Below are 20293 nucleotides of genomic sequence, written 5' to 3'. Positions count from 1 at the left end.
TATTAGCATTGCAGTTTCAAGCCCGGAATCCCGGAAAAGATCGACAACATTTAGTAAAGGAAATTGATTCAGAAATGGTACAAAATGACAGTGCAATAAACCCGGTAGAATTCGGTGCAATCGCTGAAAAGAGTTTCGTAGGATACTATAACGATTATCGGGAGCAACTATTATTTATAGCATCCGCCATACTCGGGGATAAAAACTCCGCGGAAGATATTGTGCAGGAATTATTCTTTGATCTGTACAATAGTGATCTCCGGTTGGATGGGATCAGCAATGTAGGTGCGTATCTTCATCGGGCTGTTTCCAACAGGAGTAAAAATTTTATCCGCAACAAGCAGTTGTATCAATCGCATATCGCGAAGAGTGCCCACCTGAAAAGGAGAATATATATCCCTGAAGATGGGGCATCCGAATTGGCTGGCTTTGTAAAAAAATGCCTGGTCCAGATGCCTCCGAAATACAGTACGGTATTCATATTGAAGCGGCTATATCAACTAAGCCTAACCGAAATCGCTGAAAAAGTAAAACGCCCTTACGACACGGTCGACAAACAACTTCGCAAAGCAACAAAAATTCTAAAAGAGAAACTCGAATCAGGAACTAAAGCTGCCGGATAAAGGCAGAAATTGACCGTTGTCTTCTTCTCGATTTTGGCTTTTCATTTGTAAATAATTTTATCCGGCCACGTCAAAATGGAACGTCGGTTAATATACTTGCCCGGCATGTCCGGCCGTTGTATTACGGTGTAAGACCGGCATGGCCCGGCGCACTTCAGTTAAGTAAAAAGGACGACTATCCTTTTATTTCGAATTAAAAAAAGATGGAATAGGTTGATGTGAACATTCAGGCTTTTTGCAAGCTGCAAAGGATTCATTAATAATGAGTTCTGCAAAAATTAATTTTCAATAAAAGGCTATTGCCGGCTTGTAACTGCTTTTTTTATTAGTTATTTTTGAGATCGACCCTATACCCTGAAACCCATCGTAATGAGGAAGTTTGCGATATTGTTCCTGCATATTTTTTTATTGCAAATAATTTGTCACGCTCAGTCGAATGAGAGACTGAAGTCCTGGATGGATAAAACCAAGTCCCAGCATACGATCAAGCTAAACAAATCACCATTCAGGAAACTCAATCCTACAGGAAATATTTCGGGGAAGGTTTTTGGAAGTAGTTCTTTCTTCAGTCTTGATCAGCAGGTGATGATGCAAATGCGTGATGCGAATGGAAAAATTTCCCTGACAGTACCATCAAAAAACGGAAAGCAAGTACAGCTGAGCCTCGTGAAACAGGATATTGCTATGCCCGGCTTTGTAGTTAATACCAGCAGCAAACGACACATCGATGTTGAACCATTTCTTAGAAGTCAATATGCCGGAGTTATCGAAAACGATCCCAATTCATTTACCGCGTTTTCTATCACACCAAAAGGCGTCTATGGTGTTGTACATGGTGGCGGACAATCGGAATTTTACCAAAGTGTCGGATCAAGTCCGGCAGATAGTATTGTACGTTTTGAAGATACTAATCAACCGGATGAAATCGCTCCTGAATGTATCGCTGATGATGAAGCGCTTGCAAAGAATATCGCTTTGCTTAAAAAAAATCCGGCAAACAGAACCGCTGAAGTGTGCAGGATCATCAGGATGCGCATTGAAGTCACTTATAGCATGTTTCAGTACAATGGGCGTGATATAGAAAGAACGATAGCTTACTCGATAGGACTTTTCAACCTGAACGCCGCAGTGCTTCACAACGAAGGTGTCGAGATGCGCTTAAGTGAAATTTTCATCTGGGATCAACCAGATATATTCCAGGGTGCTGCTGATATTTATGCGTATTTCGAAAAATATGACAAGTATGTTCATGCGAATAATTTTGATGTACCAACAGATATTATTCATATCATTTCAAACCTTCATGTCGGTAATTCGGCTGCCCGCGGTTCGATTATGGACACGAGCCTTGTAAGAAAACCTGTTGCAATTTCAACAGCAGCTGAGAGTTATTCGATGTATCCGAAATATTCACAGGCTACGCATAATTTCATGCATGAAACTGGTCACCTCCTGGGTTCACCTCACACGCATAGGTGCGATTGGCCAGGAGGTCCGATTGACAACTGTGCGCCGGTTGAAGGTTTATGTCCACCAGGCCCGGCTCCTGTGAATGGCGGAACTATTATGAGTTATTGTACACAAAAAGCCTATGTTTCGCTGTTCCGGTACATCTATGGACCGTATCCAGGTGCTTTAATACGGCAATGTGTAGCCGCAACCACAAAAGGCGTTCCCTGCGATTCACTTGCCTGTACAGAAAATTATGTAACACAGGTGAGGCACCAGGAGACGGATTCAACAATTACGATGCGTTGGTTGAATACCGGAATTAGATATCGCATCGGTGTAAAGAAAAGTACTACCTACGAATGGACTTACACGGATGTAGAAAATATTGACTCTTTCGTTTACAGGAAGGACAGGTGCGAAACGACATATGAATTTAATATTGCACCGTATTGCGAATTGGTGAACGGCTTTGGCCTCAAACAGGCCTACCAGGTTGGAAGTATTAACGTACCAAGGATGAGATTCTATAGCAGACTCGCTACTGTTTGTCCTGCCGATTCAACGAATATTTTTATTTATCAACCTGTTGCCGGATATTCCTTCACCTGGTATGTTAACGGTGTGGCACAACCGCCGACTTCGCTGGCCAGTTTCCGTGCAAGAGATACTGGTTATTATTACACCATTGCTGAGAAAGAGGGCTGCCTTATTAAAAGCGATACTGCGAGGGTCAGGTATACTAATCTGAATGCGCTCTATTCAGCTACGATTAATAATCTGACAGTAGATTTCAAAGCACTGGCACCATGCCTCACAAGTTATCTCTGGGATTTTGGGGATGGCGGGTCCGATACAGCAAAAAATGCAAAACATGTGTACACTAAAAAAGGCGTATACGTTACGAAACTTACGCGTGTGGACAGTATTGGCAGGGTCGATACTAAAACAGTCGTAATTGACTTGAATGACGTACTGATCGATAGTCTTGATTTTTCTTCTACCGGTTATGTAAGCCGTGTAAAATTTATTGATTCTGCATGCAGGCGTGTGGCACAATTTAGCATAGATAGCACCACTTATCCTTCCTACAATACGGCTCTGAGGTATTCTTCTCAGGATCCGACGGGGCGTGTTTCACGTGTATTTAAGTCTGGTACACTTGAATTGAAAATCTATCCAGGGTTACCTTATAAAATGCAGGGAGGTCCTGCTCAGTTTGCGGATACTGGCTGCATTCTTAATTTTGCAGGTACAGGTGGACGTTATATCCGGATGCTTTACACAAGATGGGGGGGAGTTACCTGGGATGTTAACGGTGTTGTGATTGGAAATATAGCTCCTGGCATCGAAGGTCCGCTGAAGCTGAATCAATGGAACTCGGTTGGAGTCAGCTTTGGCGCTTCAGGAATGAAGATGATGGTAAATGGCGAGGTAGTCGGATTCAACAGTATATTGGTTGCGGATGAATATTTCCAATCAATGTATCTCAGCATCGGAGGTTTCGAAAAAACGGCTACGCAAAACTCTATAACCTATCTTGGTTACACCGGCCTGGTTGATCTTGTTCGCAGATCGATGATAGAAAATGATTTCAGCTTTTCTGCACAGGCCGCATGGCAGGGGAAAGACACTGCGTATTTTTCGACTACCATTTGCAGCGGTGGAAATTATCGCGGATCTACAGTGTCCGGGATCTATAATTTCAATGACAGGTCTGTCAACGGCTGCGATAGTGTAACCCGTGTATCACTCACGATAGCGGAGCCGTTACAGATATCTGCAAATACTAAGCACCCTGTTGATCATGGCAATGGAAAGATCAGCATAAGTGTGTCCGGAGGTGTGGGGCCTTATAAAATTGTATGGACCGATGGAGTTGAAAATATTACGGAACGTTTATTGAAAGAAGGTAAATACAAAGTGACCGTTACCGATAGTTTGGGCTGTACACGCGAACAACAGTTTGCCCTGGTGAACATCGATTCAAAACAGCTGACTGCCAAATTATTTCCAAACCCGGTGAAAACAGGAAGGATATATGGTCTTCGGTTAGGCGTTCCGGAAAGCTCAGAGATTTCCATCCGGATTACTGACACGCAAGGCAAAGTACATTACACTGATAAAAGATCTGTAACTGCAGGCATATACTATTACGACATCAGCCACGCGCTTTTACCAGGTGTTTATTTTATAAGAGTATCGAATAATAAACAAAAACCAGCTACTGTAAGAATGGTTGTGTACTAGAGAGACCTGTTAGGTCTGTATTACCAGGTTTTAAAGAGGGTCTGCCGTTTGCTACGTGAATCCCAATCAAAATCGGGACATAAGGGAATTTCGGAGTCGGAGTCTGCTCAGATTTCACAGTCAAGGCCGGAATTATCCTTGCACTTTTTCGATCTCCATTTTCAGTATACAATTAATAACCTACTATTCTATATATCTGCAAAAATGCAGTCCAACGAACAACGAACAACGAACAACGAACAACGAATAACGAACAACGAACAACATCGCCTGCAACTCACTTAATAGCGGGCCCTTATTAATAATTTCTCCTGCGGAAATCCTGTCGGCGGGAAAGACCTTCGTCAACATATCTTTGACCTCGATCGAAGAGCTTAATCAACAGCATTCCCGCAAGAAATCCTCCGATATGAGCTGCGTAAGCAACACCGCCACCGTCCATTCCAAATGCACCGATACCGCTTATGATCTGAAATAAAATCCAGATGCCTAATGCTGCTATTGCCGGCACTGCTACGATAAATCGCAACAGGAGCACATTGACTTTACGCCTGGGAAACAAGATTAGATATGCGCCCATCACGCCTGAAATCGCTCCGGAGGCTCCGAGGCTTGGCGTCATTCCTGATTGGTTGGCAACAACTGTAAATAAAACATGGCTCAGTGATGCAAGAATTCCGGAGAGCAGATAGAAAGTAAGATAACGGCCATGACCCAGTCGGTTCTCAATATTATCGCCGAATATCCAGAGGAATAACATGTTTCCCAGCAAGTGTCCCCAACCACCATGCATGAACATCGAGGAGATGAGAGTGAAATATACAGATATCGGTGTTGGCTGAAGCCCTGGCACCTGGAATGTTTGTCCGGTGTTCGGATCTCTTACGACTTCTCCCTGGGTAACTATATCTGTTCCTGAAAGTATTTCCGCCGGAACGGTAGAAAATGCATAGGTAAAACTGAGATTGTTTCCCATTCCCTGTAAAAAAATAAAAACGAAAATGTTGATGGCAATAAGGACATAGTTTACGAGGGGAGTTAAATGCCTGTCGGAGTTGTCATCGCTGATAGGAAACATGTATCGGTTATGTATTGGTTAAAGGCAATTGAAAGTTAAGACTTATGACTGAATTGATAACCGAAGTAAATTCTATTCATGATGGCAATAAAAAAAGCTGATCGATGATGATCAGCTTTAAGAAGTTTATCGGAGAATTTCAATCAATATTCGTTGTATCGATCACGGCCTCCGCCGTTGCGACCGCCTTTATTGTAGCCGCCACCGCCGCCACCTTTATTGTAGCCGCCGCCACCGCCGCCGCCAAAGCTTCTCTTTTTAAAACCACCGCCGCCACCGCCGCCGGATTTTTCCTGGGGACGAGCTTCGTTAACGATAAGTTTACGTCCCATAACTTCACTTTCGTTAAGGCTGGCAATAGCCTTTAAAGCATCTTCAGAGTTTTCCATTTCGACAAAGCCGAAACCTTTGCTCCTTCCGGATTCTTTGTCATTGATGATTTTTGCAGAGGTAACCTCGCCGAATTGGGAAAAGAGGTTGAACAGATCCTCGTTTCCGAGATTAAAATTCATGTTGCCAACATAGATGTTCATTGTGAAAATAATTTACTGATAAAACACGTGAAACGATTAGCCGCATGAATGCTCGAAGAGAACTGAAAATTGCGAGGTCACTTCAGGACACCTGAGAACTAACTACGAATTCACCAAATTAAAGATAACAGTTATTTTTTAATGTTATTGCCCGCATATATTACTTTTTTGGGAAAATAGATTCCAGTAAACGGGCATCGCGTTTGTACACATCATCCCTGAAATTCAACTTTCCGTGTTCGTCTACCCAGGCTGTAAAATAAACAATGTTTACGGGAACAGTTTCTTTTAAGGTGACATACTTCTCCTTTGTGCTGTTCATTGCAGCATCAATTTTTGTTTCATTCCAGCTGCTGTCGTTTCGCAAGAGATACACCGCAAGTTTTTTGGGTTCAGAAACCCGGATACAGCCATGACTGAAAGCCCGCTTTTCCTCTTTAAATAAAGGTTTAGATGGAGAATCGTGCAGGTAGATATTATAGGTATTGGGGAACAAAAATTTGACCTTTCCTAAAGCGTTACCAGGTCCGGGCTTCTGACGTACACCGCCATTATTCCATTCCATGTTGTTCCTGGCAAGATAATCGGGGTTTCTTTTGATGGCCGGTAATATTTCATTCTTCAGGATACCTGGTGGAACGTTCCAGTACGGACTAAAGACTACATATTTAAGATCGCCGCGAAAGATAACTGTTTTGTGCATTTCCTTACCAACAACCACATTACACTCCCAGGCGGTTTTGTTGTTTTCAATAACTGTAAGCTTAAACTGAGGAATATTGATGAGCAAAAAGTTGGGTGCCGGTTTAGATGATACCCAACGAGCCCTTTCCATATTGACAATGATCTGGCGAATCCGGGTTTCCAGAGGTGCATTCATTTCTCTCAAAATTGCAGGTCCAACAACTCCATCTTCGTTCAGGCCATACCGTTGTTGAAAGCTTTTTACGCCTGCTTCGAGGCTATCATCAAAGACCGGGGACTGACTGTCAAATGTGAGATCTTTGCTAAGGAAAAGTTGCTTCCTTAGCAATCGTACATCTTCACCCGAATCACCTTTCACGATTTTTTTCCTGCCGGTTTTGATTGCCATCCAATTGCCGTTTTTTTCCGCCTCCCTGAATCTTTTCAGGTACTCACGGAGCATGCTGTATTGCGGATGAACAGGCTCTTCAATCTTCTTACCTTGCTGAATCGAGTTTATAATGGAATCCAGGAACTCTTTATAGTTTAATGTCTTTCTTGGCAGGAACCATTCCAGTTTTTTAGAGGTATTTTCATCGACGCCGGTCCATACGTTGCGCGCATAATTAAAATATTCAGCGGTTATCATAAGTTCAGTGTACGGGTCGGGTTTGGGGTTATCAATCACATCGGTTTCGGCGCTGTCAATCATCGCCCGGAACTCTGTCATATAAATCACTTTCTCAGGAAGACCTTCGTCGTGCACATTGGTCAGGCGATTGAAAATGTCTTCCGTCTGTTCGATCAATCCTTTCTGATCATACCATGCATAAGCGTAATTACGCATCTGGTAGAACTTGCGGAGATCGCTTTCGTACACTTTAAACATAGGGAATTTAGTCAGGAAACTATCGACTCTTGTACTGTCAAATACCAGCTTTGTCTGCGTACTGAAATTACCGGGGATGGAAGGATCGGCTACGACCACACTGTCCTTTGCAGTCGGCTGTACTGCTGCTCGTTTCTTTTCACTTTTACAACTAAATGCCGCCACGACCAGGATCATCAAGTGCAGAATTCGTCTCATGAAAAACTATGTTATTTATGACTAAAATAAAAAAACCTCCCGAGGGGGAGGCTTTTATTTCGTTTATCAACTGCCGGCTTATTCAGCAACGACTTCAATTTCCATTTCGGCTTCGTTACCATTACCGAAATCTACTTTTGCTTTATAAGTACCCAGTTCCTTGATTTCGTCAAGAAGATGGATACGACGGCGGTCGATGGTATATCCTTTTTGTTCGCGGATTTCTCTTGCTACCTGAACATTGGTAATGCTACCAAAGATTTTTCCGGAAGTACCGGTTTTTGCACCGATTTTTACTGGTCCTTCTTTCAACACCTGGATCACGTTGTTGATCTCGGCCAGCATCTTGTCTTCCTTCTTTTTAATCTGTTTTAGTCTTTCTTCCAGTTGTTTGATGTTGGAAGGAGAAGCTTCAACAGCGAATTTTTGCGGAATCAGGTAGTTTCTTGCATAACCATTCTTAACGGAAACTACTTCGTTCGCACCGCCGAGGTTATTTACATCCTGAATTAAAATTACTTGCATGATTTTCCTTTTTTAAGTTTTCCCGGTCCTCCAACCCCGGCTTCATTGCCGGGACTGTCATCATACACAAAAGCGTGTACGAATTAGGTGGGAGGTTCTACTTTAACAGGTCTGTTACATAAGGCAGAATTGCCATCTGGCGGCCACGTTTGATGGCTTCAGATACTTTACGCTGGTATTTCAGGGAGTTCCCTGTAATACGGCGTGGCAACATTTTACCTTGTTCGTTCAAAAATTTCTTAAGAAACTCGGCGTCTTTGTAATCGATATAGCGGATGCCATATTTTTTGAAGCGGCAGAATTTCTTCCTGGGCTTTTCAGTTTTGATAGCCGTCAGGTATTTAATTTCATTTGCTTTTGCCATGATATTAAGCCTCCACTGCTTTATCGACTGCTGTTTTTACACCACTTCTCTTTCTGGCATTGTACTCGACGGCGTATTTATCGAGTTTGATTACCATGTGACGTAGTACCTGTTCGTCACGCAGGAGCTGAATTTTCAGCTTTTCGTTAATGTCGGATGGCGCTAAATACTCCAACACCCAGTAGATACCAGTGGTTTTCTTCTGGATGGGATAGGCCAGTGATTTCAACCCCCAGGGATTTTCGTTAACGATATCTCCGCCATTGGCTTTGATAAAGTCAACATACTTTTTCTGAGCTGCTTTAAAATCCTCTTCGCTCAGAACAGGGGTAAAAATCACCATCATTTCGTAATTCTGCATTTCCCTGAATTTGGTGATTTAATAAATGGGCTGCAAAGTTAAGGGAATGGCCGGAAAAGGGGGCAAAAACCGCCTACTTTATTTGTGTTCTCAAAATTATAGGTAAGCTTTTGAGTCTCAGGGTCTAACGTTCAACGTTTAACGTTCAACGTTCGGCTTCAATTGTCATGATGGCAGCATAGTATGCAGTGGCACTGCTTTTGACTCCTGAAATGACCATATTTAAAACAACGATTTTATGCAAAAAGGTCAGATTCGGGTCCATACCGAGAATATTTTTCCGATCATTAAGAAGTTTCTGTACAGCGATCATGATATTTTTTTAAGGGAACTGATCGCGAACGCAGTGGATGCTACCAGAAAGCTGAAAACATTATCCTCTACAGGCGAAGCAAAAGGCGAGATTGGAGAATTGAGAATTGATATTGCTCTCGATGAACAGGCAAAGACCTTAACAATAACAGACCGTGGTATTGGAATGACCGCGGAAGAGGTAGACAAGTACATCAACCAGGTGGCATTCTCCAGTGCTGAGGAGTTCCTGGAAAAATACAAAGGCAAAGAAGAAGCAAATATCATCGGTCATTTTGGTTTGGGCTTTTACAGTGCATTCATGGTGAGTGAGCGTGTTGAAATATTTACCAAATCTTACAGGGATGGAAGCAAAGGCGTTCGCTGGGAGTGTGACGGAAGTCCGGAATATATTATTGAAGAAACTGAGAAAGAAGCTCGCGGCACGAGCATCGTTCTTCACATCAATAAGGAAAGTGAAGAGTTTCTTGATGCTGATCGCATTTCAGGTATTCTCGAAAAATTTTGCCGCTTTTTACCGGTTCCGATATACTTCAGGGACAAGCAGATTAATAACACCAGTCCCGCATGGATCCGTAAGCCGTCAGAATTAAATAAAGAAGATTACGAAGCTTTTTACAAGGAGTTGTATCCCTATAACGAAACTCCTTTATTCTGGATTCACCTGAATGTTGATTACCCCTTCAATCTAACGGGTATTCTTTACTTCCCGAAAATCAAGCAATCTTATGAGATTCAGAAGGATAAAATTCAGCTTTACTCCAACCAGGTTTTTGTAACCGATGAAGTAAAGGAAATCGTTCCTGAGTTTCTGATGTTGCTGCAGGGTGTGATTGATTCTCCGGACATTCCTTTGAACGTGAGCCGAAGCTATCTGCAGGGTGATCCGAACGTGAAAAAGATCAATAACCACATCACAAAGAAAGTTGCTGATAAGCTGGATGAGATTTTCCGCAACGATCGCAAAGGGTTTGAAGAAAAGTGGGAGAGTCTTGGATTATTTGTGAAGTATGGTATGATGACGGACGACAAATTCCGTGAAAAGGCTGATCATTTCCATATCATGCAGGATGTTTCTGAAGATAAATTTTATACGCTTGAAGAATACCGACTGGCAACTGAGGCACTTCAGAAAAACAAAGATGGCAAACTGGTAATTCTGTATACTACTGATAAAGTTCAGCAGGATAGTTATATCAAAGCAGCCGAGGCAAGAGGGTATAAAATAGTTCGCCTGGATACAATTGTTGATGCTTCTTTTATCAACCAGATGGAAATGAAATGGGAGAATGTACATTTCGCCAGGGTTGATGCTGACATCACCGATAACCTGATCGATAAACACGAAAACAGTGAATGTGTTTTATCCGAAACTGATAAAACAACTTTGAAAGATCTGTTTACCAGCCAGGTTCGTGAACTTCATGTTACTGTGGAAGTAAAGGGGTTGAGTCCGGATTCCGCACCGGTTGTGGCAACCCGCCCGGAATTTATGAGGAGAATGAAAGATATGGCAGCGCTGAGTGGTTCTATGGGAAGCTTTTACGGAAGCATGCCTGATGAAGTAACGTTGACGGTTAATGGAAATCATCCGGTATATAATTCCATTTTACAGGATGGCGATCAGCAGCATAAAGAAAAACAGGTGCATAACCTTGCGGATCTCGCGTTGCTTTCCCAGGGCTTGTTAAAGGGTAATGGAATAACGGCATTTATCAACCGAAGTGTGGAATTGATGCAGGGAAATAAGGTTGTCAGCAATCTTGAAAATGCTTAATAATCTGATGTGATTTTTTGATAGGCCTGGTGTTACTACACCGGGCTTTTTCATTGTAAGTTGTCCGGGTTGGAAATCTTTACATCTGACACTTTGAGTTGCAGGGATTTTATATCACGAAACTCGTTTTCTTCCAGGCAAAAAACGATGTCGAGTGGCATTCCGGATTCTACTATCGGGAATCGCGATGCCATATTAAATCCGATGCCATTGAATTTATAATTGCCCTGACCAAGTTCAAAGCGAATGTGTTTCTCTTTCAAAATTCTTGAACCCTTGTTTATCACATTCCGTGCAACAAAAACAGGATTCATATTTTCAGGGCCGAAAGGTTCCATCTGGTTGAGTATCCTGAAAAATTGTGGTGTGAGGTTTTTAAATTCCACAGCAGCATCAATCACAATTTCCGGAGTGAAAAGATCTTCAGGAACTGTTCTCCGAACGATCTCGTCAAACTTCAAACTGAATGATTGTAACAAGGCCGGATTCATAGTAAGACCTGCAGCAAAATAATGCCCTCCAAACCCCAGCAGCAGATCACTGCAATAATCCAATCCATCGTGAATATTGAAACCGGGAATGCTACGCGCACTTCCTGCGATATAATCTCCGCTTTGTGTCAGAATAATCGTGGGCCGGAAATAATGTTCAATCAGCCTGCTCGCAACAATTCCAACAACACCTTTATGCCAGTGGGGTCTGAATAAAACAGTTGATCTGCGATTGGCGAATTCCGGATCATTTTGAATCAATTCAAGCGCCTCATCAGTAATATTCGAATCTGCTTCTTTACGATCTGTATTGTCGGTGTGAAGTTGTTTCGCAAAAATTTCTGCTCTAACAGGATCTTTTTCGACAAACAACATCACTGCTTTGCGTGCATCATCCATCCTGCCAGCTGCATTTACTCGTGGTGCAATGATGAACACCACATTGCTGATATTGAGTGAAGTTTTTAAGCCGTTTAAAGCAAGTAAGGCTTTAATGCCGGGAGATGGATCTTCATTGATCTTTTTTAAACCAAAATACGTGAGTACTCTGTTTTCGCCGGTGATGGGAACTATATCTGCTGCAATTGCTGTAGCTACAAGATCGAGATAACAATAAATCTCGTCTGTGGGTTTATCGAAGTGTTTTGCTATTGCTGTGATGAGTTTAAAACCTACTCCGCAGCCACAAAGCTCCTTATACGGATAATTGCAGTCGGATTGCTTAGGATTTAGAATAGCAACAGCAGGTGGTATTTCTGAGCCGGGCAAATGGTGATCGCAAATAATAAAATCAATGCTTAATGAATTTCCGTAGCTGATGAGGTCGACAGACTTTATGCCACAGTCAAGGGTAATGATCAGTGAATATCCGCCTTCAATTGCAAACTGGATTCCATTCGCAGAAAGGCCGTATCCTTCCCGGTAACGATGTGGAATGTAAAATTCGATAAGGTCCGGATCAGTAATTCCTCGGAGGAATTGGAACATCATGGCGACAGCCGTAGTACCATCGACATCATAATCGCCAAAGACAAGAATTTTTTCCTTTCTGCTGATGGCCGTCCTGATGCGATTCACTGCCTTATCCATATCCTTCATCAGAAATGGATCATGAAGATCGGTGAGTTGTGGTCTGAAAAAAGATCTCGCTTCTTCGAATTCATAAATGCCTCTGCTGACAAGAATACTGCAAAGGGTTTCGTCGATCTGTAATGCCGATTGCAGGCTGCTGACCCTGGTCCGATCCGGCCTTTTTAGTGTCCACCTCTTTTCCATAAACCCCTATTTGTTTCTGTCTGTCGTATATTTTACAAGATCTGTAAGCGTAGTTTTGACTGCACTGTCTTCAAACTCATTTAAAATCGCTAATGCATTATCCCGATAGTTCAGCATTTTTTCTGAAGCATACTTTATCCCGCCGGAATCTTTTACTGCGTCAATAATAAAGCTGACCTTTTCTTTGATCCGGTTTTGATTTTTGATAATGTAAATTAACTCCCTTTTGAGTTTGCGATCCGCATGCTGCAAGGTGTATATTAACGGTAAAGTGAGTTTTTTTTCTTTTATATCGTTGCCGGTCGGCTTTCCGACATCGGCGTCGCCATAGTCAAACAGATCGTCCTTGATCTGAAAAGCAATTCCAACCGATTCCCCAAACTGCCGCATTTTTTCCGCAATTTGAAGATCATGACTGGATGAGTAGGCTCCTGCCGAACAGGCTCTTGCCAACAACGAAGCTGTTTTATTCCGGATGATATCAAAATAAACATCTTCAGAAATATTCAGGCTCCTTGATTTTTCCATTTGCAGCAATTCGCCCTCACTCATCTGTTTTACTGCCTGCGACAATATCTGCAAAATCGTATATTCATTATGATCCAGCGATAAAAGCAATCCTTTGGCAAGGAGATAGTCGCCAACTAACACGGAGATTTTGGCTTTCCATAACGCATACACTGAAAAAAAGCCCCTGCGTTCCATTGACTCGTCAACAACATCGTCATGAACAAGACTTGCGGTATGTAACAATTCGACGAGAGATGCAGCTCTGTATGTACTTTCGTTGATCGTTCCCGTTAGTTTGGCACTGAGCAGCACAAACATAGGCCTGAGCTGCTTTCCCTTGGTTTTTACAACGTATCTCATGATCCTGTCCAGCAGAGGAACATTGCTCTTTACTGAATCCTTGAATACAGATTCAAACACCTTTAACTCGTCAGCTATAATGTCAGCAGAAAAACTCATGAATGGGCTGCGAACATAAGAATAAATCAGTGCAAGTTTTCGTTTATACGTGCAATTGGTACAAAAAATGCAGTACCTGACGGGGGGAAATTAATCTCTAAAAAATTTGCCATATGCCCCTCGTTTAATACTTTTGTTTCGTGCACTGGGCATTAGCATTGCTTATCTGACCATAAAATAAATAAATTCTAATCAATTCTAACATTATGTCTAGTAAAAAGTACACACTGCTTTTGGGGTTACTGGCCCTGGCTTTTTCCTCTGTGACGGCTCAGGTAACCCCCACCGGTGGATACGATTGGAGAGATTCTTCTCTCATACCCGCTTCGAGAGTTCCTCAGCAGAACGAATTTATGAACAATCAATATTACTATCCTGCTAAACCCCGCAATCAATGGGAGATTGGTGTAAAGGTTGGTAATTTTTTCGTAGCTGGTGACGTGCCTTCTTTGTTCCCGAATATTGGTTTCGGTGCTCACGTTAGAAAATCTTTCGGTTATTTATTTTCACTCAGATTAGAATATATGTTCGGTATTGGTCGTGGCCTTCACTACCAGCCAGCAACCAACTATCGTAAGAATCCAGCCTGGGAAGGAAATGGTTATGCTGGTGACCGAGTAAGCTCTACAGGGGACAGGATTCCAACCACCCAGAAAATTTATTACAACTACAAGTCAAAGGTTCAGGATCTCGGTCTGCAGGGAGTATTTTCTCTGAATAATATTCGCTTCCACAAAGCAAATACAAACGTCCAGTTTTATCTTTTCGCTGGTGCCGGTTTAACCTGGTATGATACGAAGATCAACGCACTGAATGCAAGTGGTCAGGCTTATGTGTTCCCGGCACTTTCTGATGCTTACAAAGACAAGAGAGATACAAGGAAAGCTCTTAAGGATCTGATGGATGACACTTACGAAACAGATGCTGAAAACTACGGTAACACCCGCGCGAAACTGTTCGGTAATACTGTAAAAGGATCAGGAACTGTTGGTGTTGGAGTTGCCTTCAAAGTGAACAAACGCATTAATATCGCGATCGAAGATCGCCACACATTTATTTCTGATGACCTTTTGGACGGTCAGCGCTGGCAGGAACAACCGCTGGGTGATGCGACTCTTACCCGCAGTTTTGACAGCTATAATTTCATGAGTGTTGGTATCAACTTCAATATTGGTGCAAAAGCTGTTGAACCACTCTACTGGCTGAATCCATTGGAATTTGCTTACAGCGAGTTGAATGCTCCAAAACGCATGAAAATGCCAAAACCAGTATTGGACGATGCTGATGGTGATGGTATCACAGACCAGTTCGACAATGAACCCAATACCCCTGCAGGTGCGCCGGTTGATTCGCATGGTGTGAGCAAGGATACAGACGGTGATGGTGTTCCTGATTACAAAGACAAACAGCTGATCACTCCAACAGAATGTCAGCCAGTAGATGCTGACGGTGTCGGTAAATGCCCGGATCCTGCATGCTGTACTGATCTGATGGGTAAACTCGATAAACTGAATGAATGTAATATAGGCGATCTTCCAAGCCTTTCTTTCAAAGGAAATTCTTCTAAAATCAGCAAAGATGCTGAAGCAGTTCTGGCAACAGTTGCTGAAAGAATGAGGAATAATCCTAAATGTAAAGTGGTGGTTAGTGGTTATGGTGAACCTAGCAAATCAAGCCAGCAGCTGAGCTGGGATCGCGTTAACTCAATCATCAATTTCATGGTTGACAAACAGGGTATCAGCTCTGACAGGTTTGTATTCAAATACGGTCTGACTGAAGGTGATCCTAACACAGTTGACCTGAGAGCAGCCGGCGAAGGTGATGAAGGTCCGAACACAGTTCCGGCTCCGCACCCGAACCTCAGAAGAAGATAATCTTATCAAATAGAATTTATTTAAAAACAGGCCCTCGTTTTGAGGGTCTGTTTTTTTATAAGATCATTAACGTGCAGACCGCTTTTGAGCCCTTATTTTTAGTTTTCGGAATACTTAAAAACACTATTTTTGCCCGCCTTTATGAAGAATAGCTATATTATTTTATTCATATCCACCTTTCTTTTTGCTTCCTGTTCCAAGTACAATAAAGTATTGAAGAGCAAGGATTACGATTATAAACTCCGGATGGCGGAGCAGTACTACGTGAAAAAAAGCTATAAGAAAGCGCTTACCCTTTATGAGGAATTGTTCCCGATTTATAAAGGCACCCCCCAATTTGAGGACCTCTATTACAAATACGCTTATTGTAATTATTATCTGAAGGACTATGAAGTGGCAGAAAACCTCTTCAAAAGCTTCCTGGAGACCTTCTCCAATAGTCCTAAAGCTGAGGAAGTTGAGTATATGCAGGCATACAGCTACTTTAAACAATCTCCAAAACCCGATTTGGACCAGACCAATACCATCAGGGCGATAGGTATGATGCAGATATTTATTAATGGTCATCCGGGCTCTCCTAAAAATAAAGAAGCGGAAGAGATTATTGCTACCAGCGTAAAAAAGCTGGAAGCAAAAGAACAATCAAGTGCTCAGCTCTATTATAACCTCGGGCACTTTCGAGCCGCTGCGCTGGCTTACACGACTTTAAGTAATAATTACCCGGATTCTCCAAAGTCGGAAGATTATAAACTCATGATTATCAAATCATATTACAAGTTTGCCAGCATGAGTTATGATGAAAAAAAGCCGGCCCGTTATGAAAAGGTAATTCAGGAAGTGCAGGATTTTCAGGATCGTTACCCTGAAAGTAAATTATTGAAGGATGCCGAACGTTACTTAACTTTGTCGCAAAATAATATAAAAGCTTTAACCAAATGAGCAGATTACGCAGGCAGGTAGGCAATAGTCTTAGCAATGTGGTGGATACAAAAAATGTGAACCAGATCAGGAGTAAAACCGGAAATCTGTATGAATCCATTGCTATTATCTCCAAAAGGGCTAACCAGATCAATATCGCTCTGAAGGAAGAATTGCATAACAAACTGGAGGAATTCGCAAGCCATACCGATAGTCTCGAAGAGATCCATGAAAATAAAGAGCAGATCGAGATTTCAAAAGCTTATGAAAAGATGCCCAATCCGGCACTTCTTTCAACGGCTGAATTCCTGGAGGATAAAGTGTACTACCGTAAAAATGAAGAAGACCTTTTCAGTTAATAAACAGTTTTCTGATAATGTATTGAAGGCGACAATCTAAAAATTGTCGCTTTTTTAATATTTGCCTGTGTAAATTCGTAAGCTCAACTTTCCCTCAAAAAAATCCATGCTTAACGGAAAAAAGATAGTCGTTGGAGTGACTGGCAGTATTGCTGCCTATAAAACCGCTACCCTTGTGAGATTACTAGTGAAGGATGGGGCTGAGGTGAAAGTAGTGATGACGAAATCAGCTGCCGATTTCATTACCCCGCTGACGCTTGGAACGCTTTCAAAGAACGAAGTAAGCATTGAGCTTTTCGATGAATCGGCCTGGGCAAACCATGTGATGCTGGGTCGATGGGCTGACCTGATGGTGATTGCACCGTTAAGTTGTAATACGCTGGCAAAAATGGCTGCGGGAGCCTGTGACAATCTTTTGCTGGCCGTATATCTTTCAGCCACGTGCCCTGTGTACGTCGCTCCCGCGATGGATGAAGATATGTGGAAACATCCCGCAGTTAAATCGAATCTGACAAAGTTGGAGAGCTACGGTAATAAAGTTATTCCCGTTACAAATGGAGAACTGGCCAGTGGTTTGTTTGGCGAAGGCAGGATGGCCGAGCCGGAGCAAATCCTTGACATTATCAGGACCGCTCTTGCTAAGAAAGGATCTCTCTCAGGTAAAAAAGCCCTGGTAACTGCTGGACCCACCTATGAGGCGATTGATCCGGTTCGATTTGTTGGCAACCATTCAAGCGGCAAAATGGGCATTGAAATTGCGAAGTCACTTCATGAAAAAGGAGCTGACGTAATACTTGTACTGGGGCCGGTGAGCGGGGATATTCAATTGAATGGAATAAAGGTAAACCGGGTTGAATCTGCACAGGAAATGTATAATGCATGCACTACAATATTCCCCGCAATGGATATAGGTGTGATGGCTGCCGCTGTTGCTGATTACACACCTGTCGAAAAAGCAGATATTAAAATTAAAAAAGCGGACTCAACCTGGAGTCTCAATTTTAAAAAGACCCAGGATATCTTAAAAAATCTCGGAGGTCTTAAAAAGGACAACCAGGTGCTGGTAGGTTTTGCTTTGGAGACAAACAACGAAGAAGTAAATGCAAAAAACAAACTGCAGGACAAGAATGCAGATCTCATTGTACTGAATTCCTTAAATGATGCTGGTGCAGGGTTTGGTCACGATACCAATAAAATCACCATATTCGACAGGAAAGGAAACGAGTCCAGGTTTGATATGAAATCCAAAAAAGCAGTGGCCGAAGATATTGTCCAGGCAATTATAAAAATTATCCATGCCTAAAAAAACCTTTCTTGCCATCATTATTTTGATGGCATCAACCATTTGCGGAGAAGCCCAGGAACTGAATGCAAAGGTTACTGTACTGGCTAATCAGATACCAACAACGATTCCACGCAAGACATTTCAGACCCTACAAACGGGGCTCAACAATTTCATCAACAAAAGGAAATGGTCTTCTGATGTATTTGAGCCCAATGAAAGAATTCAATGCAATTTCCTGATCAATTTGCAGTCTGTTGTTGAAACAGATGTCTACAAAGGAACGTTGACGGTACAGTCCGGTCGTCCAGTGTACAATACCTCTTACCTGGCACCTGTTTTCAATTTCCAGGATGTTGACATCACATTCCGGTACCAGGAGTTTCAACCGTTAGAATTTAACGAAAACAGGGTCGCAGGTACCGAGCCACTGGCGGCTAATCTCACAGCGATACTAGCTTATTATGTTAATTTAATTCTTGCACTCGACTATGATAGTTTTTCTCCACGCGGTGGTGATCCTTATTTTCAAAAAGCAATCAACATTGTAAACAGCGCACCGGATGGTCGTGGTATTGGTGGATGGAAACCTTTTGACGGTCAACGTAATCGTTACTGGCTGGCAGAGAATTTCATGAACAGCAGGTATACGGTGGTGCACGATGCATACTACACATATTACCGGATGGGATTGGATAAAATGTATGAAAATGAAGCGGAGAGCAGAGAACAGTTGATCAACTGCTTCAGCATGCTTAGTACGCTCAATACAGAGAGTCCGAACCTGATGGTGATGAGTTTCTTTTTCCAGGGCAAAAGTGAAGAGATCATCAGGATATTTAAAAAGGCAGGGCCGCAGGATAAGATGCGTGCAGCAGAATTACTGCAACGGATAGACGTAACGAATGCGGCCAAGTATAAGGAGGAGTTAAAATGATGAGATTGTTCATTTCTTTAATTATAATTTTTTCTTTAGCCGCCAGTTGCAGAAGAGAAGAGCGCGTTCCGGACGATGTTATTTCCCAGGAAAAAATGGGACAAATATTTATTGATCTGGCGATGGCCGAAGCATTCGTAGAGAATTTTTCACCTAAGGATAGTACTGTAGCAAAAGATTCTCTTATCCAGATTGAGATGGATAAGATACTGGCAATTCATAAAGTCGACCAAACGCAGTTCGAAGCCAGTTATAATTTTTACAAACTGCATCCTACACTTTTTAAACAGCTGGCAGATTCCGCTTATTCAAAAACACAGAAATCACGGGATACTTCATTGCTCAGAAGAATCCCGGTAAAGCTTTAATTTCAACGCATGTTTTTAAGCAACGATGATCTGAAACTGGCCTATGGCGTAGATCTGCAGATCGGAAAATATTTTGTAGACCGTGAGGTTCCGAAACAAAATTCCTACTGGGAGAAAAGGCACTTATATATTGTACCGCAACCTGGTTATATTTTTGTCCCGATCTATGTAGATCTTGTATTTCGCATTGGGATAAGGAAAGAATTATTACTGAGTGATGATTATGTGCTGCTGATGGAAAGGATTATGGACAGTGCAGCGCGGCAGGAGAAGGAAAAAATTCCGATGCATATCCATATTGAAGAGTGCATTTCGTATGCCAGTAAAGTCAGTGTAAACACCATGTTTCTTGACGAACTCAACAAATACTTCAACAACACCAAAGGCATAAACAGATTGGGTTTCGGTTCACCTTTCCCTGCATTGACAAGAGCAGATGCATTTTTATTTTCATTGTGTGTACTGAATTTTGATGAGGCTACAGCGTTCAAATTAGTCGAAGCATGGAATGCGCTCATGACATTTTTCCTGGTGAAAGATGACCTGCTCGATATCAAAGAAGACCTTCAGAATAATGAAGCCAATGCTGTACTGGAAGCCGGGTTGAATGATCATGGTGCGAAACAGATCGCAGATCTCCTCGACCAGAGTTATGAAAGTATGATGAAGTATAACCCCGTTTTAGCGAACAGGATAGATCATACCAGGGCAACAACAGATATTCCTAAATTGATTGCAGCGATTTTATCAGATCAACAGGTGAAAACTAATTGACAG

18 protein-coding genes are annotated in these 20293 nt (G+C 42.3%); 10 read left to right on the top strand and 8 right to left on the bottom strand.

Features of this window, described 5'->3' with window-relative positions:
* Nucleotides 1-74: 74 nt before the first annotated feature.
* Both P2W82_RS15905 and P2W82_RS15900 read left to right on the top strand, forming a co-directional pair.
* The gene (locus P2W82_RS15905) at nt 75-623 is read left to right on the top strand and encodes an RNA polymerase sigma factor (RefSeq protein ID WP_336516902.1); all 549 of its coding nucleotides are present in this window, start codon (nt 75-77) and stop codon (nt 621-623) included.
* Nucleotides 624-992: 369 nt separating this feature from the next.
* Nucleotides 993-4322, top strand: a complete 3330-nt coding sequence (locus tag P2W82_RS15900) for a PKD domain-containing protein (RefSeq protein ID WP_336516901.1) — start codon at nt 993-995, stop codon at nt 4320-4322.
* Nucleotides 4323-4620: 298 nt separating this feature from the next.
* Here P2W82_RS15900 and P2W82_RS15895 read toward each other — a convergent pair whose 3' ends face one another.
* The 6 genes from P2W82_RS15895 to rpsF all read right to left on the bottom strand — a co-directional run bounded on the left by P2W82_RS15895 (nt 4621) and on the right by rpsF (nt 8954).
* Nucleotides 4621-5400: a rhomboid family intramembrane serine protease gene (locus P2W82_RS15895; RefSeq protein WP_336516900.1), complete on the bottom strand. Its 780-nt coding sequence runs from the start codon at nt 5398-5400 to the stop codon at nt 4621-4623.
* A gap of 143 nt (nt 5401-5543) precedes the next feature.
* Nucleotides 5544-5933, bottom strand: coding sequence for an RNA recognition motif domain-containing protein (locus tag P2W82_RS15890; RefSeq protein ID WP_336516899.1), 390 nt, complete (start codon nt 5931-5933; stop codon nt 5544-5546).
* Nucleotides 5934-6093: 160 nt separating this feature from the next.
* Nucleotides 6094-7704, bottom strand: coding sequence for a L,D-transpeptidase family protein (locus P2W82_RS15885; protein ID WP_336516898.1), 1611 nt, complete (start codon nt 7702-7704; stop codon nt 6094-6096).
* 78 nt (nt 7705-7782) lie between these two features.
* On the bottom strand, nt 7783-8229 hold the full coding sequence (gene rplI, locus P2W82_RS15880) for a 50S ribosomal protein L9 (protein WP_336516897.1): 447 nt from the start codon (nt 8227-8229) through the stop codon (nt 7783-7785).
* Nucleotides 8230-8326: 97 nt separating this feature from the next.
* A complete protein-coding gene (gene rpsR / locus P2W82_RS15875; protein ID WP_336516896.1) occupies nt 8327-8593 on the bottom strand; it encodes a 30S ribosomal protein S18 in 267 nt (88 codons plus the stop codon).
* A gap of 4 nt (nt 8594-8597) precedes the next feature.
* Entirely contained in the window at nt 8598-8954 is a 357-nt protein-coding gene (gene rpsF / locus P2W82_RS15870; protein WP_336516895.1) for a 30S ribosomal protein S6, read from the bottom strand.
* A 238-nt stretch (nt 8955-9192) separates the two neighbouring features.
* Here rpsF and htpG point away from each other — a divergent pair, with 238 nt between their 5' ends.
* Complete coding sequence (gene htpG / locus P2W82_RS15865) at nt 9193-11043, top strand: molecular chaperone HtpG (protein ID WP_336516894.1); 1851 nt, start codon at nt 9193-9195, stop codon at nt 11041-11043.
* Nucleotides 11044-11093: 50 nt separating this feature from the next.
* Here htpG and recJ read toward each other — a convergent pair whose 3' ends face one another.
* Entirely contained in the window at nt 11094-12809 is a 1716-nt protein-coding gene (gene recJ, locus P2W82_RS15860) for a single-stranded-DNA-specific exonuclease RecJ (RefSeq protein ID WP_336516893.1), read from the bottom strand.
* Between the two features lie 6 nt (nt 12810-12815).
* Entirely contained in the window at nt 12816-13778 is a 963-nt protein-coding gene (locus tag P2W82_RS15855; RefSeq protein ID WP_336516892.1) for a polyprenyl synthetase family protein, read from the bottom strand.
* A gap of 206 nt (nt 13779-13984) precedes the next feature.
* Here P2W82_RS15855 and P2W82_RS15850 point away from each other — a divergent pair, with 206 nt between their 5' ends.
* From P2W82_RS15850 to P2W82_RS15820, 7 genes are all read left to right on the top strand, one after another.
* On the top strand, nt 13985-15652 hold the full coding sequence (locus P2W82_RS15850; protein WP_336516891.1) for an OmpA family protein: 1668 nt from the start codon (nt 13985-13987) through the stop codon (nt 15650-15652).
* Nucleotides 15653-15793: 141 nt separating this feature from the next.
* Complete coding sequence (locus tag P2W82_RS15845; protein WP_336516890.1) at nt 15794-16591, top strand: outer membrane protein assembly factor BamD; 798 nt, start codon at nt 15794-15796, stop codon at nt 16589-16591.
* The gene (locus P2W82_RS15840) at nt 16588-16929 is read left to right on the top strand and encodes a DNA-directed RNA polymerase subunit omega (RefSeq protein WP_336516889.1); all 342 of its coding nucleotides are present in this window, start codon (nt 16588-16590) and stop codon (nt 16927-16929) included. Before P2W82_RS15845 ends, P2W82_RS15840 begins: the two co-directional genes overlap by 4 nt.
* A gap of 106 nt (nt 16930-17035) precedes the next feature.
* Nucleotides 17036-18232 (top strand): bifunctional phosphopantothenoylcysteine decarboxylase/phosphopantothenate--cysteine ligase CoaBC, encoded by a 1197-nt coding sequence (gene coaBC / locus P2W82_RS15835; protein ID WP_336516888.1) that lies wholly within the window; start codon nt 17036-17038, stop codon nt 18230-18232.
* A complete protein-coding gene (porD, locus tag P2W82_RS15830; RefSeq protein WP_336516887.1) occupies nt 18225-19148 on the top strand; it encodes a type IX secretion system protein PorD in 924 nt (307 codons plus the stop codon). The genes coaBC and porD overlap by 8 nt, the downstream gene beginning before the upstream one ends.
* A 5-nt stretch (nt 19149-19153) precedes the next feature.
* Nucleotides 19154-19516 carry a DUF4296 domain-containing protein gene (locus P2W82_RS15825; protein WP_336516886.1) on the top strand — a complete coding sequence of 121 codons (363 nt, stop codon included), beginning with the start codon at nt 19154-19156 and terminating at the stop codon, nt 19514-19516.
* A 9-nt stretch (nt 19517-19525) separates the two neighbouring features.
* On the top strand, nt 19526-20290 hold the full coding sequence (locus tag P2W82_RS15820; protein ID WP_336516885.1) for a hypothetical protein: 765 nt from the start codon (nt 19526-19528) through the stop codon (nt 20288-20290).
* Nucleotides 20291-20293 lie beyond the last annotated feature (3 nt).

The sequence above is a fragment of the Pollutibacter soli genome (genome assembly GCA_029269725.1).
Taxonomy (GTDB): Bacteria; Bacteroidota; Bacteroidia; order Chitinophagales; family Chitinophagaceae; genus Pollutibacter; species Pollutibacter soli.
This window is presented reverse-complemented; position numbering and strand designations above follow the sequence as displayed.

Bases quoted from the DNA above. Each gene is read 5' to 3' on its own strand.
- recJ (WP_336516893.1), bottom strand. From the start codon at position 12,809: ATGGAAAAGAGGTGGACACTAAAAAGGCCGGATCGGACCAGGGTCAGC.
- P2W82_RS15905 (WP_336516902.1), top strand. From the start codon at position 75: ATGGTACAAAATGACAGTGCAATAAACCCGGTAGAATTCGGTGCAATC.
- P2W82_RS15840 (WP_336516889.1), top strand. From the start codon at position 16,588: ATGAGCAGATTACGCAGGCAGGTAGGCAATAGTCTTAGCAATGTGGTG.
- porD (WP_336516887.1), top strand. From the start codon at position 18,225: ATGCCTAAAAAAACCTTTCTTGCCATCATTATTTTGATGGCATCAACC.
- P2W82_RS15855 (WP_336516892.1), bottom strand. From the start codon at position 13,778: ATGAGTTTTTCTGCTGACATTATAGCTGACGAGTTAAAGGTGTTTGAA.
- P2W82_RS15895 (WP_336516900.1), bottom strand. From the start codon at position 5,400: ATGTTTCCTATCAGCGATGACAACTCCGACAGGCATTTAACTCCCCTC.
- P2W82_RS15885 (WP_336516898.1), bottom strand. From the start codon at position 7,704: ATGAGACGAATTCTGCACTTGATGATCCTGGTCGTGGCGGCATTTAGT.
- rpsR (WP_336516896.1), bottom strand. From the start codon at position 8,593: ATGGCAAAAGCAAATGAAATTAAATACCTGACGGCTATCAAAACTGAA.
- P2W82_RS15900 (WP_336516901.1), top strand. From the start codon at position 993: ATGAGGAAGTTTGCGATATTGTTCCTGCATATTTTTTTATTGCAAATA.
- P2W82_RS15850 (WP_336516891.1), top strand. From the start codon at position 13,985: ATGTCTAGTAAAAAGTACACACTGCTTTTGGGGTTACTGGCCCTGGCT.
- P2W82_RS15820 (WP_336516885.1), top strand. From the start codon at position 19,526: ATGTTTTTAAGCAACGATGATCTGAAACTGGCCTATGGCGTAGATCTG.
- rpsF (WP_336516895.1), bottom strand. From the start codon at position 8,954: ATGCAGAATTACGAAATGATGGTGATTTTTACCCCTGTTCTGAGCGAA.
- coaBC (WP_336516888.1), top strand. From the start codon at position 17,036: ATGCTTAACGGAAAAAAGATAGTCGTTGGAGTGACTGGCAGTATTGCT.
- htpG (WP_336516894.1), top strand. From the start codon at position 9,193: ATGCAAAAAGGTCAGATTCGGGTCCATACCGAGAATATTTTTCCGATC.
- rplI (WP_336516897.1), bottom strand. From the start codon at position 8,229: ATGCAAGTAATTTTAATTCAGGATGTAAATAACCTCGGCGGTGCGAAC.
- P2W82_RS15890 (WP_336516899.1), bottom strand. From the start codon at position 5,933: ATGAACATCTATGTTGGCAACATGAATTTTAATCTCGGAAACGAGGAT.
- P2W82_RS15845 (WP_336516890.1), top strand. From the start codon at position 15,794: ATGAAGAATAGCTATATTATTTTATTCATATCCACCTTTCTTTTTGCT.